Source organism: Rhodococcus sp. BP-241 (assembly GCF_019836145.1).
Taxonomy (GTDB): domain Bacteria; phylum Actinomycetota; class Actinomycetes; order Mycobacteriales; family Mycobacteriaceae; genus Rhodococcoides.
Window position 1 is genome coordinate 289,547 of record NZ_JABUEI010000005.1, and the last position, 17,250, is coordinate 306,796.

Annotated in this window: 15 protein-coding genes; 9 read left to right on the forward strand and 6 right to left on the reverse strand. The window is 68.6% G+C overall.

Translation table 11 applies throughout. The features are described 5' to 3' along the window. Nucleotides 1-47: 47 nt before the first annotated feature. Nucleotides 48-1,355 carry a citrate synthase gene (locus tag HQ308_RS13345; RefSeq protein WP_037183979.1) on the forward strand — a complete coding sequence of 436 codons (1,308 nt, stop codon included), beginning with the start codon at nt 48-50 and terminating at the stop codon, nt 1,353-1,355. A 36-nt stretch (nt 1,356-1,391) separates the two neighbouring features. On the opposite strand, the gene HQ308_RS13350 is transcribed toward HQ308_RS13345, so the two are convergent. Beyond that, the gene (locus HQ308_RS13350) at nt 1,392-2,189 is read right to left on the reverse strand and encodes a carbon-nitrogen hydrolase family protein (RefSeq protein ID WP_222646647.1); all 798 of its coding nucleotides are present in this window, start codon (nt 2,187-2,189) and stop codon (nt 1,392-1,394) included. Nucleotides 2,190-2,248: 59 nt separating this feature from the next. On the opposite strand from HQ308_RS13350, the gene HQ308_RS13355 reads away from it, so the two are divergent. Then, nucleotides 2,249-2,890: a GntR family transcriptional regulator gene (locus HQ308_RS13355; protein WP_027504209.1), complete on the forward strand. Its 642-nt coding sequence runs from the start codon at nt 2,249-2,251 to the stop codon at nt 2,888-2,890. On the opposite strand, the gene HQ308_RS13360 is transcribed toward HQ308_RS13355, so the two are convergent. Further along, complete coding sequence (locus HQ308_RS13360; RefSeq protein WP_222646648.1) at nt 2,887-4,248, reverse strand: MFS transporter; 1,362 nt, start codon at nt 4,246-4,248, stop codon at nt 2,887-2,889. The genes HQ308_RS13355 and HQ308_RS13360 overlap by 4 nt on opposite strands. 101 nt (nt 4,249-4,349) lie before the next feature. Between HQ308_RS13360 and HQ308_RS13365 the strand changes: the two genes are divergently transcribed. Both HQ308_RS13365 and HQ308_RS13370 read left to right on the forward strand, forming a co-directional pair. Beyond that, a complete protein-coding gene (locus tag HQ308_RS13365; RefSeq protein WP_056447514.1) occupies nt 4,350-5,036 on the forward strand; it encodes a DUF2848 domain-containing protein in 687 nt (228 codons plus the stop codon). Between the two features lie 70 nt (nt 5,037-5,106). Then, complete coding sequence (locus HQ308_RS13370) at nt 5,107-5,463, forward strand: FKBP-type peptidyl-prolyl cis-trans isomerase (RefSeq protein ID WP_027504206.1); 357 nt, start codon at nt 5,107-5,109, stop codon at nt 5,461-5,463. A 25-nt stretch (nt 5,464-5,488) separates the two neighbouring features. Here HQ308_RS13370 and HQ308_RS13375 read toward each other — a convergent pair whose 3' ends face one another. Together HQ308_RS13375 and HQ308_RS13380 are read right to left on the reverse strand one after the other, a co-directional pair. Continuing rightward, a complete protein-coding gene (locus HQ308_RS13375; protein WP_200933721.1) occupies nt 5,489-6,808 on the reverse strand; it encodes a sensor histidine kinase KdpD in 1,320 nt (439 codons plus the stop codon). Between the two features lie 53 nt (nt 6,809-6,861). Further along, nucleotides 6,862-7,569, reverse strand: a complete 708-nt coding sequence (locus tag HQ308_RS13380) for a response regulator transcription factor (protein ID WP_222646649.1) — start codon at nt 7,567-7,569, stop codon at nt 6,862-6,864. Between the two features lie 232 nt (nt 7,570-7,801). Here HQ308_RS13380 and HQ308_RS13385 point away from each other — a divergent pair, with 232 nt between their 5' ends. From HQ308_RS13385 to HQ308_RS13395, 3 genes are all read left to right on the forward strand, one after another. Further along, complete coding sequence (locus HQ308_RS13385) at nt 7,802-9,979, forward strand: glutamine synthetase III (protein WP_222646650.1); 2,178 nt, start codon at nt 7,802-7,804, stop codon at nt 9,977-9,979. A gap of 151 nt (nt 9,980-10,130) precedes the next feature. Further along, complete coding sequence (locus HQ308_RS13390; RefSeq protein ID WP_222646651.1) at nt 10,131-11,066, forward strand: triacylglycerol lipase; 936 nt, start codon at nt 10,131-10,133, stop codon at nt 11,064-11,066. A gap of 38 nt (nt 11,067-11,104) precedes the next feature. Next, nucleotides 11,105-12,460, forward strand: a complete 1,356-nt coding sequence (locus HQ308_RS13395) for a deoxyribodipyrimidine photo-lyase (RefSeq protein ID WP_222646652.1) — start codon at nt 11,105-11,107, stop codon at nt 12,458-12,460. Nucleotides 12,461-12,473: 13 nt separating this feature from the next. On the opposite strand, the gene HQ308_RS13400 is transcribed toward HQ308_RS13395, so the two are convergent. Beyond that, the gene (locus HQ308_RS13400) at nt 12,474-14,357 is read right to left on the reverse strand and encodes an AMP-binding protein (RefSeq protein ID WP_222646653.1); all 1,884 of its coding nucleotides are present in this window, start codon (nt 14,355-14,357) and stop codon (nt 12,474-12,476) included. A 42-nt stretch (nt 14,358-14,399) separates the two neighbouring features. On the opposite strand from HQ308_RS13400, the gene HQ308_RS13405 reads away from it, so the two are divergent. After that, entirely contained in the window at nt 14,400-15,080 is a 681-nt protein-coding gene (locus HQ308_RS13405) for a GPP34 family phosphoprotein (protein WP_222640862.1), read from the forward strand. A gap of 165 nt (nt 15,081-15,245) precedes the next feature. Further along, entirely contained in the window at nt 15,246-15,776 is a 531-nt protein-coding gene (locus HQ308_RS13410) for a CGNR zinc finger domain-containing protein (protein ID WP_027504199.1), read from the forward strand. Here HQ308_RS13410 and HQ308_RS13415 read toward each other — a convergent pair. Continuing rightward, entirely contained in the window at nt 15,757-17,244 is a 1,488-nt protein-coding gene (locus HQ308_RS13415; protein WP_222646654.1) for a carboxyl transferase domain-containing protein, read from the reverse strand. The two genes, HQ308_RS13410 and HQ308_RS13415, sit on opposite strands and share 20 nt — an antisense overlap. Nucleotides 17,245-17,250: the final 6 nt, after the last annotated feature.

The window sequence follows — 17,250 nt, forward strand, 5'->3', positions numbered from 1 at the left end:
TCGAGACACCACAAGTTCCGTTACACCGAGCTCGAGAGGGACCCTTCGTGCCCGCTGAGAATGCCGACAACGCCGCCACCGCCAAGCTGATCTATCCCGGCGGCGAACACGAGATGACCATTGCGAGAGCGACCGAAGGCAACGACGGTATCGAGCTGGGCAAACTGCTCGCGAACACCGGGTACACGACGCTGGACGGTGGGTTCGTCAACACGGCCTCCACCAAGTCCGCCATCACGTACATCGACGGTGCCGAGGGCATCCTGCGCTACCGCGGATACCCGATCGACCAGCTCGCCGAGAAGTCGTCGTTCCTCGAGGTCAGCTACCTGCTGATCTACGGGGAGCTGCCCACCACCGTCGAGTTGGAGAACTTCACCGACCGCATCCGTCGGCACACCCTGCTGCACGAGGACCTCAAGCGCTTCTTCGACGGCTTCCCGCGCAACGCCCACCCGATGCCCGTCGTCTCGTCCGCGGTCAACGCGCTGTCCGCGTACTACCAGGACTCGCTCGACCCGAACGATCCCGAGCAGGTCGAGCTCTCGACGATCCGTCTGCTGGCCAAGCTGCCGACCATCGCCGCGTACGCGTACAAGAAGTCGGTGGGCCAGCCGTTCCTGTACCCGGACAACTCGAAGAGCTACGTCGAGAACTTCTTGCGCATGACCTTCGGTTTCCCGGCCGAGCCCTACGAGGCCGATCCCGAGATGGTCAAGGCGCTCGACATGCTGCTCATCCTGCACGCCGATCACGAGCAGAACTGCTCGACGTCGACGGTGCGCCTGGTCGGCTCGTCCGACGCCAACCTCTTCACGTCCATCTCCGGCGGCATCAACGCACTGTGGGGTCCGCTGCACGGCGGCGCCAACCAGGCCGTCCTCGAGATGCTCTACCGCATCCAGAGCGAGGGCGGCGACAGCGCGGACTTCCTGAAGCGGGTCAAGAACAAGGAGGACGGTGTCAAGCTCATGGGCTTCGGACACCGTGTCTACAAGAACTACGACCCGCGCGCGGCCATCGTGCGCAAGACGGCGCACTCGATTCTCGAGAAGCTCGGCACCAACGACGAGCTGCTCGACATCGCGATGAAGCTCGAAGAGGTCGCCCTGTCCGACGACTACTTCGTCGAGCGCAAGCTGTACCCGAACGTCGACTTCTACACGGGCCTCATCTACCGCGCCATGGGCTTCCCCGAGCGCATGTTCACGGTACTGTTCGCGCTCGGCCGCCTGCCCGGGTGGATCGCGCACTGGCAGGAGATGCACCAGGACCCGAACGCCAAGATCGGCCGCCCCCGTCAGATCTACACGGGCTACACCGAGCGCGGCTACGAGGGCATCGACGGCCGCTGATCGGCCCGCCCCTCGCGACACCCCCGACGCGGTGCGTCAGAACTTCCGGTTGGCCAACACCGGCAAGTTCTGGCGCACCGCGTCGATCTCGTTCGGGTCGATGTCGAGCGTGAGCAGACCGGGCGCCGCGCCGAGCTGGTCGAGCACGTGGCCGGTGGGGGACACCACCATCGAGTTGCCGACGCCCACGGGTGCCGAGCCGGAGATCTCGATACCCGACTCGGCGGGGTCCGCCTGCCCGCAGGCCGCGAGGAACGTCGTCGAGTCCAGTGCGCGGGCGCGGGCGAGCAGTGTCCACTGATCCACCTTGCCGGGGCCGCGGCCCCACGACGCGGCGACGACGGTGAGCAGGGCGCCGCGGTCCGCGAGGGTCTGGAAGAGGCCGGGGAAGCGAATGTCGTAGCACGTCGCGAAGCCGACACCCACGCCGTCGATGTCGACGACCACCGGCTCGGTTCCCGGTGCGACGGTGTCGGACTCGGCGAAACCGAACGCGTCGAACAGGTGGATCTTGTCGTACGACGCCTCGACGCCCCCGCCGGTGATCAGCAGGGTGTTGCGCACCCGCTCGTCACCGCCGACGGCCGGGGTGAACATGCCGGCCGCGACGGTGATGCCCGCGTCGTCGGCGATCTCGCGCACCGCGGTGGCCCAGGGGCCGTCGAGCGGCTCGGCGACGTCGGCGATCGATCCGCCGAATCGGCGCATCGTTGCCTCGGGAAGGACGCACAGCCGGGCGCCCGCGTCCGCGGCGTCACGGACCGACGAGCGCACCAGGTCGAGGTTCTCGTTCGGATCGCGGGACGCGGTGATCTGGGCGAGGTTGATTCTCATGCGGTGCTCCTGATGTCGGCGTGCGGGGTGTCGAGGGTCGTGACTGGTATACACACAGTATGCAAGAACAGTCCGGTCGCGAGCGTGCCTATGTCTATCTCCGCGACCGCGTGCTGTCCGAACCGGCGTTCACGGGCACGTTCCTGAACGAGGGCGAGCTGGCGTCGCAGATCGGGGTGTCGCGCACCCCGGTCCGAGAAGCGTTGCTGCTGTTGGTGTCCGAGGGTCTCATCGAGATGGTGCGCGGCAGGGGCGCGTACGTGCCGCCGATGTCCGGGCGCCAGATCGGTGAACTGATGGACCTGCGCGGCGTGCTCGAACGGCACGCCGCGGAGAAGGCGATCGACGCTGGGAACGTACCCATCGCGGCGATGACGGCCACTCTGGAGTCGCAGGAGGCCCTGGCTGCCGGTGCCGCCGAGGATCACGCTCGAACCTTCATCGACCTCGACGGGACGTTCCACCAGGAACTGATCGACTCCGCAGGCAGCGAGTTGCTGTCCCGGACGTACGCCGGGCTGCGGGCGCGGCAGTTGCGTGCCGGGTTGTCCGCGCTGTTCGGCGCTCCCGACCGCAAGCGCCAGGTGTGCACCGAGCATCGCGCGATCGTCGACGCGTTGGCCTCGGGGGATCTGGCCGCGGCGTCCGCGCAGATCGATGCACACCTGGACGTCACCATGCGAATCCTGCTGCGCGGCTAGCTCTCCCGTGCCGAGAGCTGCTCGGCGCCGAGGTTCTGCGCGACGTAGCTCTCCTCCTCCGCGGGATCGGGACCACGGCCGAGTGCCAGGCCGAGGACGGTGAGCACACCCATCGCCATGATGTAGACGAAGACGGGCACCCAGCTGTCGGTGCGGTCGAGCAGGAACGTGAACATGAGCGGAGCGATCGCGCCGCCGAAGACGCCGGCGATCGTGTACGCCAGCGAGGCACCGGTGGAGCGCAGGCGCAGCGAGAACTGCTCCGTCACGAACGCGGCCTGCGGCCCGTACATGAACGAGTGGAACGTCAGTCCGACGACGACGCCCAGGACGAGCATGCCGAACGAGCTGCCGCCGATGAGGAGGAAGAAGACGGCCACCCACACGACGCCGCCCACGGCGGCGACGGCGTAGAGCAGTCGCCGGTTCACGATGTCGGACAGTGCGCCCGCCAGTGGAATGGTGGCCAGCTGGAACGCCGAGCCGATGAGGATGGCCGTCAGCACCTCGCTGCGCACGAAGCCGAGCTTCTGCACGCCGTAGGTGATGGAGAAGACGGTGAAGAGGGCGTAGATGACGTCGGGTGCGATGCGCGAGAGGATCGCGGCGATCAGGGGGCGGCTCTGCTCGCGGAAGACCTCGGTGATCGGTGCCTCGGGTCGGTCGCCGCTCTCCTGCAGCGCCTTGAACACCGGGGTGTCCTCCAGCTCGAGGCGGATCCACAGCCCGAAGCCGACCAGCACGGCCGACAGCAGGAACGCCACGCGCCAGCCCCACGACTCGAACTGTTCCTCGGTGAGGGCGAAGGTCAGGGCCGCGAGAGCGCCGTTGGCCATCAGGTTGCCGGCGGGCGGGCCGATCTGTGCCGCGGACGACCAGAATCCACGCTTGCGCGGATCGCCGTACTCGCTCGAGAGCAGGACGGCACCGCCCCACTCGCCACCGACGGCGACGCCCTGCGCGAAGCGCAACGCCACCAGGATGATCGGCGCCGCGACGCCGATGGTCGCGTAGCCCGGCAGCAGTCCGATGAGGAACGTCGTGACGCCGATGAGCAACAACGTGATGACGAGCAGCTGTTTGCGTCCGATGACGTCGCCGAGGCGGCCGAAGACGAACCCGCCGATCGGCCGCGCGACGTATCCCACGGCGTAGGTCGAGAACGCGAGCAGCGTTCCCGTCAACGGGTCGCTCTCCGGGAAGAAGATGATGGGGAAGATCAGTGCGGCCGACGCGGAGTAGACCGCGAAGTCGTACCACTCCAGTGCCGTACCGGTCAGGCTGGCAGCGAAAGCCTTGGTCAGCGCAGTCCGGTCGGGACGCACCGCCCCTCGGCCGTCGGGTGTCGTGCCGTCCATGGGATGTCCTTTCGGGTGTCGTGGTTCATATACTTGCTGTATACAAGACGTATGCGCAACCCCTCGAGCGCTCCCGAAACAGAGAAGTAACAGGAGAAATGATGACGACACTGACCTTCGAACTTCCCGACGGTTCCACCGAGTCGGTCACCGTGACCACACTCCTGAACGCCGGGTACGCGGGCCGTGACCAGGCCGAGGTCGCGTCCCACATCGCCGAACTGGCCGAGCTCGGCGTTCCCGCACCGACCACCATTCCGGCGATGTACCCCATTTCGCCCTACCTGGCACAGCAGACCTCCGAGGTGCACGTCCAGCACGGACACACCTCGGGCGAGGCGGAGTGGGCACTGGTGATCACGGGTCCCACCCGCGACGACGTGCTGCTGACCGTCGCGTGCGACCACACCGATCGCGATCTCGAGGTGCACAGCGTCGCGTGGAGCAAGAACGCCTCACCCGACGTGCTCGGCACCGGGGCCTGGCGGCTCGCGGAGGTGGCCGACCGCCTCGACGACATCACGCTGCGCGCCCGGGTCGGAGACGACGAGACCTTGATCCAGGACGGCACTCTGGGCGATCTGCTCTCGCCCGATCACTGGCTCGACGTCCTCACCGAGCGGGGGCTCTTCCGGGCGGGCACGGTGCTGATGTCTGGCACGGTGTCGATGGTTCCGGGGGTGGACCAGTTCGCGAGCGCGTGGAAGGTCGAGCTGCGCGACCCGGCGACCGATCGAACTCTGACCTGCGCTTACCGCACCGTCGCCATGCCGTCCCCGATAGGCTGAGCGCAGTCACGTTACAGTCGATCGGTACAGGACATCGTCGTTCGGTATCAGTCGACTACAGGAGTTCATCGTGACCAAGCCCGAGATCGAGTTCCAGGCCGGCCCCCCTCCTACCGACCTCGTGGTCCAGGACATCACGGTCGGTGACGGCGCGGAAGCCGTTCCCGGCGGCACCGTCGAGGTCCACTACGTGGGCGTCGAGTTCGAGAGCGGCGAGGAGTTCGACTCGTCCTGGAACCGCGGCGAGTCCATCACCTTCCCGCTGCGCGGCCTCATCCAGGGCTGGCAGGACGGCATTCCCGGCATGAAGGTCGGCGGACGCCGTCAGCTCACCATCCCGCCGGAGCTCGCCTACGGCCCCGCAGGCGCCGGACATCGGCTGTCGGGCAAGACCCTCGTCTTCGTCATCGATCTGCTGAACGCCTGACCTCTGCTCCGCAGATTCGACGGGCTCACGCCACGTCGAGCACCAACCTCGCACCGCCCAGCGGGCTCGCCTCCAGATGCACCGTTCCACCGTGCAGGTGAGCCTGCTGGGCGACCAGTGCGAGCCCGAGTCCGGATCCGCCCGCCGCGGCCCGTGATCCGCGCTCGAAGCGTCCGAAGACACGTTCCCGCTCGTCCTCCGGGACGCCGGACCCGTTGTCGTCCACGCTGATTCGCGCACCCGCCGCCGTGCGCGCCACGCTGATCACCACGGTCGTCGCGCCGCCGTGACGCACGGCATTGAGCACGGCGTTGTCGAGCGCCAACCGTAGTCCCGTGGGATGGCCCAGGGCGGACACCGGCCCGTCGGCCTCCACCCGCACCCGCGTCTCCGGCAACGTCCGCGCGGCGTCCCGTGCGACGAGGTCGGCGACCTCCACGACGTCCACGCTCACCCGGTCCGCGTCGGTGGTCAGCTCTCCGGTGGCGAGCCGTTCCAGCGCGGCGAGAGTCGATTCCACCCGGCCCTGCGTGCGCTGCAGGTCGTCGAGGATCTCCTGCCGCTGCTCGGCCGAGAGATCGAGCGTGCGCAGCACCTCGATGTCGGTACGCATGGCGGTCAGCGGCGTCCGCAGCTCGTGCGCCGACACGGCGGCGAAGTCGCGGGCCGTCTCGAGGGCGCTCTCGGTGCGCGCCTGGGCGTCCGACACTCGCTGCAGCATGTCGCCGACGGCGGCCGCGAGGGCGTCCGCCTCCCGCACACCCGTCGACTTGCGGGGTGGTGTCGGCGGGTCCTTCGCGACGTCGTGCGTGAGCCTCATCAACGGGCGAACTGCCCGTCCGCCGAGGATCCAGCCGAGTGCCGTCGACGCGCCGACCGCCAGAGCGCCGGCCTGCAGCACCTGCCGCTGCTGGTCGTCGGTGATGTCCTGCGCCTCCGACAACGGCACCGCGATGGACACGGTGACGTCCGTCCGGTCCGGCACCGCGGCGGTGTAGACGCGGAACGGGGTGCCGTCGACGTCGGCGGTCGCCGAACCGAGCGGCATCGCGGGGAGCTGCGGCTGAGTACTGGCCCGCACCTGATCGGTCTGCCTGATCGTGATGGCGAAGGCCTCGGACCTGCTCAGGCTCCCGAGGAACATCTCGAATGTCTGCGCACGCGGTACCACCACCTCCGACGCTGTCTCGAGCCGACGGTCGAGCTGCAGGATGTTGTTGCGGGAGATGGCCGCTGCGACGTACCAACCGACGAGCGAGACGATGATGAGGGCGCCCAGGGCGGTGGCGGCGGCCACGCGGGCGCGCAGCGAGAAGACCCGGGAAGGCCGGAGGCCGGTCGTCATGCGCCGGGAAGGCCGGAGGCCGGTCGTCATGCGCCGGGAAGGCCGGAGGAGCTTCATGAAGCCGTGCGCAGGACGAAGCCGACGCCGCGGACGGTGTGCAGGATCCGTGGCACCCCACCGCTCTCCAGCTTCCGGCGCAGGTACCCGACGAAGACGTCGACGACGTTGGTGTCGGCGACGAAGTCGTACCCCCACACCAGTTCCAGGAGCCGCTCTCGGCTGAGCACCACTCCCGCGTTGTGCGCGAGGACGGCGAGGAGTTCGAACTCGCGCTTCGTGAGGTCGAGGGGCCGCCCGTCGATGGTGGCGCGGTGGCCCGGCTCGTCGAGGCTCAGCGGCCCGACCACCACGGCGGCAGTGGCCGGGACGCTGGTACCGATGGTGCCGCGGCGGCGCAGCATCGCGTTGATGCGTGCCACCAGTTCGGCGAGGACGAACGGCTTGGTCAGGTAGTCGTCGGCGCCGGACTCGAGGCCCGCGATGCGGTCGTCGACGGAACTGCGCGCGCTCAGGACGCACACCGGGACGTCGTTGCCGCGGGCGCGCAATGCGGTGACCACGCCATTGCCGTCGAGGACGGGCATGTTCATGTCCAGCACCACGACGTCCGGATCCTGCGCACCGACGAGGTCGAGAGCGGCGGCGCCGTCGCGAGCGGTGAGCACGGTGAACCCGGACAGCCGCAGTCCGCGCTCGATCGAGGCCAGCACGTCGACGTCGTCGTCCACCACGAGGACGGTGGGCTGGTCCGGAGCGGTCATCCGTCGATTGTGCCGGAACGACCGTGGTGTGCGGATGCGCCCCGCGCCACGTGAGTCGACCTGTGTGCAGTGATCCGCGCTCACCGCGGATCAGTGCACACAACCGGCCGGGCCGGGAACGATCGCGGTGGTCACGTCTGCGCAATCTTCCCGGAACAGAGCGTCTCTATCGTCTCTCGAAGCCGTCGGTGCATCCAGCGCGGTCGGGGTCGAGCATGCAAGGGGTATCACGATGAGCGCGAACACGGTCCGTCTCCAGGCTCTGCGAGCGGTCGAGGCGTACCAGCCTCCCGCCGTCAGCTACACCGACACGGAGACTCCGGGTCAGGTCTTCGGCGAGAACGTGTTCAACCGCGTGGTGATGCAGAAGCGCCTGCCGAAGTCGGTCTACAAGTCGGTGATGAAGACGATCGAGCACGGTGCGCCGCTCGATCCGATGGTGGCCGACGCGGTGGCGTCCGCGATGAAGGACTGGGCCATCGAGAAGGGGGCGACGCACTACGCGCACGTGTTCTACCCGCTGACGGGTCTGACGGCGGAGAAGCACGACAGTTTCCTCGAGCCGGTGTCGGACGGTTCCGCGTTGGCGGAGTTCGCCGGCAAGACGCTGATCCAGGGCGAACCCGACGCGTCGAGTTTCCCGAACGGCGGTCTGCGCAACACCTTCGAGGCGCGTGGTTACACGGGGTGGGACGTCACCAGCCCGGCGTACGTCCTCGAGAATCCGAACGGCAACACGCTGTGCATCCCGACGGTGTTCGTGTCGATGACCGGTGAGGCACTGGACCACAAGACGGGTCTGCTGCGCTCCCAGCAGGCGATGGGCCGGCACGCCGAGCGCATCCTGACGCTCTTCGGACACGAGGATCCCGAGCACGTCGTGTCCTTCTGCGGACCGGAGCAGGAGTACTTCCTCGTCGACCGGCACTTCTTCCTGGCGCGTCCGGATCTGCTCAACGCGGGGCGCACCCTGTTCGGTGCGAAGCCGCCCAAGGGCCAGGAGTTCGACGACCACTATTTCGGCGCGATTCCCGAACGCGTCCTGGGCTTCATGATGGACACCGAGCGCGAACTGTTCAAGCTCGGCATCCCGGCCAAGACCCGGCACAACGAGGTGGCGCCCGGACAGTTCGAGATCGCGCCGATGTTCGAGCGCGGCAACATCGCCGCGGATCACCAGCAACTGCTCATGACGACGTTCAAGACCATCGCCAAGAAGCACGGCATGGAGATCCTGTTCCACGAGAAGCCGTTCGAGGGCGTCAACGGGTCGGGTAAGCACGTCAACTTCTCGTTGGGCAACTCGGAGCTCGGCAGCCTCCTGGTCCCGGGGGACACCCCGCACGACAACGCACAGTTCCTCGTCTTCTGTGCCGCGGTGATCCGCGCGGTGCACAAGTACGCCGGGCTGCTGCGCGCATCGGTGGCGTCGGCCACGAACGATCACCGACTCGGCGCGAACGAGGCTCCGCCGGCCATCATCTCGATCTTCCTGGGTGACCAGCTCGCCGACGTCTTCGACCAGATCGCCAAGGGCGCGGCGACGTCCTCGAAGGGCAAGGGCACCATGATGATCGGGGCGGACACGCTACCCGTGCTGCCCACCGATCCGGGCGACCGCAACCGTACGAGCCCGTTCGCGTTCACCGGCAACCGATTCGAGTTCCGCGCTCCGGGGTCGATGCAGACGGTGAACGAGCCGATGGTCGTCATCAACACGATCATGGCCGAGTCGCTCGACCACATGGCCACCGAGCTCGAGACGGCCGTCGCGGACGGCGTCGACTTCGACACTGCGGTCCAGAATCTGTTGACGCAGATCATCACCGACCACGGGGCCGTCGTCTTCAACGGTGACGGGTACTCGGAGAACTGGCCCATCGAGGCGGAGGCGCGGGGTCTCGCCAACCTGCGCACGACTCTGGACGGATTGCCGGAGCTCATCACCGACGAGGCACTGGCCCTCTTCTCGAAGTACGACGTGTTCAACTCGCGAGAGATGCACAGCCGCTACGAGATCGGGCTCGAGCAGTACGCACTCACCATCGGTGTGGAGGCTCGGTTGACGCTCGAGATGGGCACCACCATCGTGCTGCCGGCAGCAGTGCGGTACCAGACGGAGGTCGCCCAGAACCTGGCCGCGCTGCAGGCGGTGGGCGTGGAGATCGACAGGGCACCGCTGGACACCGTGTCCGTGCCGCTCGCGGCTCTGCGGGCCGGGCTGGCGACGCTGAAGGGCGCGCTGGACGCCGACACCGGGCACGACGCGCTCGGCGAGGCCACCCACGCCAGGGACGCACTCCTTCCGGCCATGGCGGAGGTGCGGGCGGCGGCCGATCAGCTCGAGGACATCGTCGCCGACGACCTGTGGCCGCTGCCGACCTACCAGGAGATGTTGTTCGTCCTGTGATGCACGCGGCGCGCTGGTGACATTCACTCGAGGCGTGCCGAATGTCCGTTTTCCGTGCGGCACCACCTCCGGCGGGCGGTAGCTTCCCCGTCGGGGGTGATGCGGCATGGGGTCGTCGGGATCAGGATCGTCAGGGTGGAATGCAGGGTCGTTGTTCGCGCTACCGGTTCGGGTCGGGTTGGTCCTGACCGCGGTGGCGGCGACGGTGGTGGTCAGCGCCGTCACGGCGGTCGCAGCGCCCGCCGACCCGGCCGTCGGCTCCACCTACGCGTGCAGCGGCGACGTCGCGGGTGCGGCGGAGGACCCTGTGGTGTTGGTGCACGGCACCTGGACGAACAGTGTCGAGGACTTCGGCGCGGTGCTCGAACCGTGGCTCACGCAGACCGGTCGACCGTTCTGCACGGTGGAACTACCTCGGCGCGCGACGGTCGACGTGCAGATCAGCACCCGCTTCGTCGTGGACGCCGTGCTGCGCACCGCGAACACCCGCGGTGGCCCGGTCGATCTGGTCGGCCACAGCCAGGGCGGAACTCTCGCGGCGTGGGCGGTGAAGTCCGATCCCGAGGTCGCCGCGGTGGTGGACGACGTGGTCGGGCTCGCTCCGGTGGGTGCTCCGCAGGACACCGATGCGGTGTGCGCGGCGCTGGGCGGCTGTGCGGCGCCCATCTGGCAGTTCTCCGAGGGGTCCGACTTCATGGCCGCACTGACGTCGACGCCGTTCCCGGCGGGCACGTCGGCCACCACGATCTCGACGGCATTCGACGAGCTGGTCCGACCGGCTCCGATCGCCGGCGCGATGGCAGGGGCGTCGAATCTGGTGATCCAGGACGTCTGCCCCCTGAAGTACGTCTCCCACGTCCTGCTTCCGTCGGACGCCACGGCGATCGCGATGCTGGCCGACGCGTTGGACAACGACGGCCCGGCCGTCGAGTCGAGGGTGGGCACGCAGAGTTGTCTCCAGCTCACTCCGCCCGGAACCGATCCGCTCGGCCCGCTGCGTACCGCGCCCACCGCCATCGCCGGCCTGGTGGACGCGCAGATCCAGACGCAGGTGCTTCCGGCCGAGCCGGCCTACACCGGACCCTGACGTTCGGCCGGGGCGCGGAACGGGTACGAACGTCTGTCATGAGCTCTTCTGCACCCTCCGTCCTGTGGTTCCGCCGCGACCTGCGCCTCGGTGACCACCCGGCACTGGCCCACGCCGCCGAGGACGGCCGGGACGTGCTGGCGCTGTTCGTGCTCGACGATCACCTCCTCGGCCCGTCGGGTGCCGCGCGCCGCGACGTGCTGTTCCGGTCGTTGACAGCGCTGGACGATCAGCTCGGCGGCCGCCTGATGGTGGTGAAGGGCGATCCGGTGGCCGCGGTTCCGGCCGTGGCGAAGGCCGTGGGAGCGGGCGCCGTGCACGTGAGCGAGGACTACGGTCCGTACGGTCGACGCCGCGACGACGCCGTCGCCGAGAAGGTCGACCTGGTGCGGACGGGGTCGCCGTACGCGGTGTCGCCCGGCCGCATCGTCAAGGACGACGGCGAGGGTTTCAAGGTCTTCACGCCGTTCTACCGCCGCTGGCAGGACCACGGCTGGCGCGGCCCCGCCGACACCTCCGCGTCGTCGGCGTCGTGGATCGATCCGGACGACGTGTCGGGCGGCCGCAAGCGAGTGACCATTCCGACGGAGAAGACCCGTGCGGACGTCGAGGCCGGCGAGCAGGCGGCGCTGTCCTCGTGGGCGGACTTCCGCGACGACCGTGCGACCGGGTACGACGACGAGCGCAACCGTCCGGACAAGGACAGCACCAGCCGGATGTCGGTGCACCTGAAGTACGGGACCATCCATCCGCGCACCATGCTGGCCGATCTGGCCTCACTGAAGAACGACGGCTCGGAGGCGTACCGACGCGAGTTGTGCTTCCGAGACTTCTACGCCGACATCCTCTTTCGCCGACCGGACAGCGCTCGGGAGAACTACGACAAGAGGTTCGACAAGATCGAGCTCGACTCCGGGCCGCACGCGGACGAGCTCTTCCAGGCGTGGTGCGACGGCACGACGGGCTTCCCCATCGTCGACGCGGGCATGCGCCAACTGGTCTCGGAGAACTGGATGCACAACAGGGTGCGGATGATCGTCGCATCCTTCCTGGTGAAGGACCTGCACCTGCCGTGGTGGCGGGGTGCACGCTTCTTCCTGCAGCACCTGATGGACGGCGACATCGCCAGCAACCAGCACGGGTGGCAGTGGACCGCGGGCACGGGAACCGATGCGTCGCCGTACTTCCGGGTGTTCAACCCCACGACGCAGGGCGAGAAGTTCGACCCGAACGGCGACTACGTGCGTCGCTGGGTTCCCGAGCTCCGCGGTGTCGAGGGTAAAGCCGTGCACGCTCTGAAGAACGGACGGCCGGAGGACTATCCCGAGCCGATCGTCGACCACAAGCACGAGCGGAAGGAAGCGCTCCGACGCTTCGGCGCGCTCAAGTCTTGACTGTGCGGTCCGTTCAGGGCCTGAAGAGGGCCGCCAGGGCGTCGAGCACGGACGCGTCCTCGATGGTCGACGGCACCACCACCTCGTCGCCGTCGACCATCTGGCGCATCGTCTTGCGCAGGATCTTGCCCGAGCGTGTCTTGGGCAACGCCTGTACGACGGTCACGTCACGGAACGTGGCAACGGCGCCGATGTCCTCGCGAACGGCCGCGACGAGTTCGGAGCGCAGGGTGTCGTCGTCGATGTCCACGCCGGTCTTGAGCACGACGTAGGCGCTGGGCCGTTGACCCTTCGTCTCGTCGTGGATGCCGATCACGGCGCACTCGGCGACGGCAGGGTGGGCGCCGACGACGGCTTCGATACTGCCCGTGGACAATCGGTGCCCCGCGACGTTGATGACGTCGTCGGTGCGCCCCAGGACGTAGACGTAGCCGTCCTCGTCGACGTAGCCCGAATCGCCGGTGAGGTAGTACCCGTCGAACGCGGCGAGATACGACGACAGGAACCGGTCGTCGTCCTGCCAGAGTCCGGCGAGTGTGCCGGGCGGCAGGGGAAGTTCGAGCACGATGTTGCCCTCGGTGCCGGCGGGTACCTCGGCCCCCGAACCGTCGACGATGCCGACGTGGAACCCGGGCACCGGCACCGTCGGTGAGCCCGACTTCAGCGGCATCGGTTCCAGCCCGCGGAGATTCGCGCAGATAGCCCACCCCGTCTCGGTCTGCCACCAGTGGTCGACCACCGGTCGGTCCAGGATGCGGGACGCCCACGCGAAGGTGTCCGGATCCAGGCGCTCGCCGGCGACGAACAGGGTTTCCAGGGACGACACGTCGTGATCGCGCAGCAGCGCGGCCTCCGGATCGACCTTGCGTACGGCGCGCAGTGCCGTGGGCGCCGTGAACAGCGCACGCACCCCGTAGTCCTCGATCACTCGCCAGAACGCGCCCGCGTCGGGGGTGCCGACGGGCTTGCCCTCGTACAGCACCGTCGTCGCTCCGGCCAGCAACGGGCCGTAGACGATGTAGCTGTGGCCGACCACCCAGCCCACGTCCGAGGCGGTCCACATGACCTGGCCGGGTCCGACGTCGTAGATGTTGGTCATCGACCAGCGCAGCGCGACGGCGTGTCCGCCGTTGTCCCGGACGACGCCCTTCGGCTTCCCGGTGGTGCCCGAGGTGTAGAGGATGTAGAGCGGATCGGTCGCCGCGACCGACACGGGATCCGCGGGGGTCGCGGCGTCGAGTTCCCGATGGAAGTCCAGCCAGTCGCCAGGCGCCTCGATGTCGATCTCCGGTCGGCGCGTGAGGAAGACCGCACGCGGGGACGACGTCGACATGGCGAGGGCCGCGGCGACGGGTGTCACGTAGTCGACGGTGCGTCCGGGTTCGAGACCACCCGTGGCGGTCACGATCGCGACGGGATCCGCGTCGTCGATGCGCGCGGCCAGTTCCTTCGCGGCGAACCCGCCGAACACCACCGAGTGGACCGCACCGAGGCGCGCACAGGCGAGCATCGCGACGACGGCCTCCGGAATCATCGGCATGTAGAGCACGACGCGATCACCCGAACCGACGCCGCGAGCGGCGAGCGCCCCCGCGAAGCGGGACACCCGGTCGAGGAGTTCGGAGTAGGTGAACGACACGCGAGCGCCCGTCATGGCGGAATCGTGGATCAGCGCGGTCCGATGGCCGGCACCGGCCGCGACGTGGCGGTCGAGCGCGTTGACGCACGTGTTCAGTCGACCGTCCGGGAACCAGCGGTGGAAGGGTGCGTTCGACGAGTCCAGGGCGATGGTCGGCGCGACGTCCCAGTCGATCGCCCGCGCCGCCTCGAGCCAGAAGGCGTCGGGGTCGGCGGCAGCGGCGTCGTAGGCCTGGCGGTAGGCGCCCGATTCGGTCATGAGCCGACTGTAATCTCGGCCGCACTTCCGTAAGGTCGAGACATGACCCTGATTGCCGAGGATCTGCTGCTTCTTCTGCTGGACGACGGAACGGGCAAGCCCGTCGTCGACAGCACCAAGCTGCCGCGGGTGCTCGCCGGCGCGGTGATCCTCGAGCTCGCGATGGACGGCACCGTGTCGGTGGCCGGCGACAACGAGACGACGAAGAAGGGCCGGCTCGCGGTGTCCGGCGCTCGAACGGTGTCGGATCCGATACTCGAGCGGGCCGTGGAGGCGATCGAGACGGCCAAACGTCCGATGACGCCGAAGTCGGCCGTCGAGAAGTTGCACAAGGACATTCGCGAGCAGGTGGTCGCCCGCGTCGTCGAGCGGGGGTTCGTCGGCGAGGAGAAGGGCAAGGTCCTGGGGCTTTTCCCCACCACCACGTGGCCGACGCTCGATTCGTCGCACGAGGACCGGGTCCGCGAGACGCTGCACTCCGTCCTGATCGACGGTCTCGATCCCGATGCGCGGACGTCCGCGGTGGTGGCGTTGCTGTCGGCGATCGACGCGACGCACAAGGTCTTTCCCGATGCGGACAAGCGCGCGGTGAAGAACCGTGCCAAGGACATCGCGCAGGGGGAGTGGGCGAGCGATGCCGTGCGCAAGGCGGTGCAGGACGTCTACACCGCGGTCACCGTGGCGGTGATGGTTCCCGTCATGGCCGGTACGTCGGGGAGCTGATCCCGACCGCTTCCTGGACCGGGGTCTCCCGGGTGACGCGGTGCCGTCCGCAGTGGCACCGGTGATAGACGACGGTGCCCTCGCTGGTGCGGTGGCGGGACTCGACCGTCCATCGATGCAGACATTCCACGGTGCTCATGACGACGAGTCTGCTGTAATGGTCATGTGCACCTCAACCCTTACGGAGAATATGCGGTCCGGCTGGCCGTCGACATCGTGAACTCGCCCCCGACCGATGCGGTGGAGTTCGAGAGCCGGTGCCTCGAGGCGGGCATGTCCGACGACACGGTGGCCATGCACACCGATCTGGCCCGCGCGGAGGTGTTCTTCGAGGAGTGGCTCGGCGTGGTCGACGCGCCGACGCACGAGCAACGGGCGCTCGCACTGAACGCGTTGCTCGCGCAGACCTCGGCATACCCGAGGTTGACGAACCACGCCGACGACGGCTGGCACCTGCACTACCGGGATCCGGATCTGCCGCTCGCGGACGTCGTGCGCGCGCTGGTGAGCGTCGGTACCGCGCTGCATCTGGTGGGCCGCGGCATGCACCGTCTCGGTCGGTGTTCGGCGGACGACTGCGACCGTGTCTACGCCGACTTCTCCCGTACCGGTCGCCAACGGTACTGCGGCACGGCCTGTTCCAACCGCGACGCGGTCCGGCGGCACCGCGCGAAGGCTACTGCCCCAGCGTCCTGAACCGACGCAGTCGCTCGGACTGTCGGACGCCCGGGTCGAGGGCGGTGACGGTGTCGAGTTCGCGGGCGATCGCGGTCCCGAGGCGACCCATGAACCGGTGCGGTTCGTCGGCGGCATCCGGGTCCTCGGGCACGATGGTGTCGACGATCCGGGCCGACCGGAGGTCGACGGGCCGGATGCCCTGCGCCTCGGCCATCGCGGGCGCGTGTGCGGTGTCGCGGTGCACGATGGCACTCGCCCCTTCCGGCGGGAGCGGCGCCAGCCACGCGTGCTGCGCGGCCACGACGCGGTCGGCGGGAAGCAGTGCGAGCGCGCCGCCGCCGGTGCCCTGCCCCAGCAGGACCGACACAGTGGGAGTGCGCAGCGTGATCAGCGTCGAGATGCAGCGCGCGATTCCGGGAGCCAACCCGTGCTCCTCGGCCTCACGTGAGAGCGATGCGCCGAGCGTGTCGATCACCAGGACCAGCGGCAGGCCCAATTGCTCCGCGAGACGCATGCCGCGCAACGCTTCTCGGAGAGCGCCCGGACCCATGGTGTTCTCCGGCGTCTGCCCGGTGCGATCCTGCCCGAACACGACGCACGATCGTCCGCGGAACCGGGTGAGGGACAGGGTCACGGTGGAGTCGAAGTCGCCGCGCCCCGTCCCGCTCAGCGGGATGTGATGAGAGACGTTCGTCGCCAGCAGCTCTCGCACACCGGGCCGATCGTCGCGCCGACTGAGGAGAACCGAGTGCCACGCCGACACGGAGGTGTCCGCACCTTCGTCGGACGGCTCCGCGTTCTCGGGGGTCGCCTCCGGTTCGTCCTGCAGAACCACCAGGACCCGTTCGAGGACGCCGCGGACATCGGCGGGACGGACGACCGCGTCGATCACGCCGCAGCGGAACAGGTTCTCGGCCGTCTGCACGCCCTCGGGGAAGTCCTGGCCGTAGAGGGCCTGGTAGACCCGCGGTCCGAGGAACCCGATGAGGGCACCGGGTTCGGCGAACGTGACGTGGCCGAGCGATCCCCACGACGCGAACACGCCGCCCGTCGTGGGGTGCCGGAGATGGACGAGGTAGGGCAGGCCGAGGTCCTTGTGCAGGGTCACCGCCGCGGCGATCTTCACCATCTGCACGAACGCCGCGGTGCCCTCCTGCATGCGCGTGCCGCCGGAAGTGGGGGACGCGATCAGCGGAAGCCGCTCCGCCGTGGCGCGTTCCACGGCCAGGGTGATGCGCTCCGCCGCGGCCACACCGATGGATCCGGCGAGGAACGCGAACTCGCACACCACCACGGCGACGCGCCGCCCGCCGACGGTGCCCGCACCCGTCAGGACCGCCTCGTCCACTCCGCTCCGGGTTCGTGCGCGCTCGAGGTCGGCGAGGTACTGTTCGTCCGCCGCGACGACGAGCGGTGCCCGATCCCACGAGAGAAACGTCCCGGGATCGAGCACCGCGTCGAGGAACTGCTGCGCCGAGGTCGTCATGCGCTC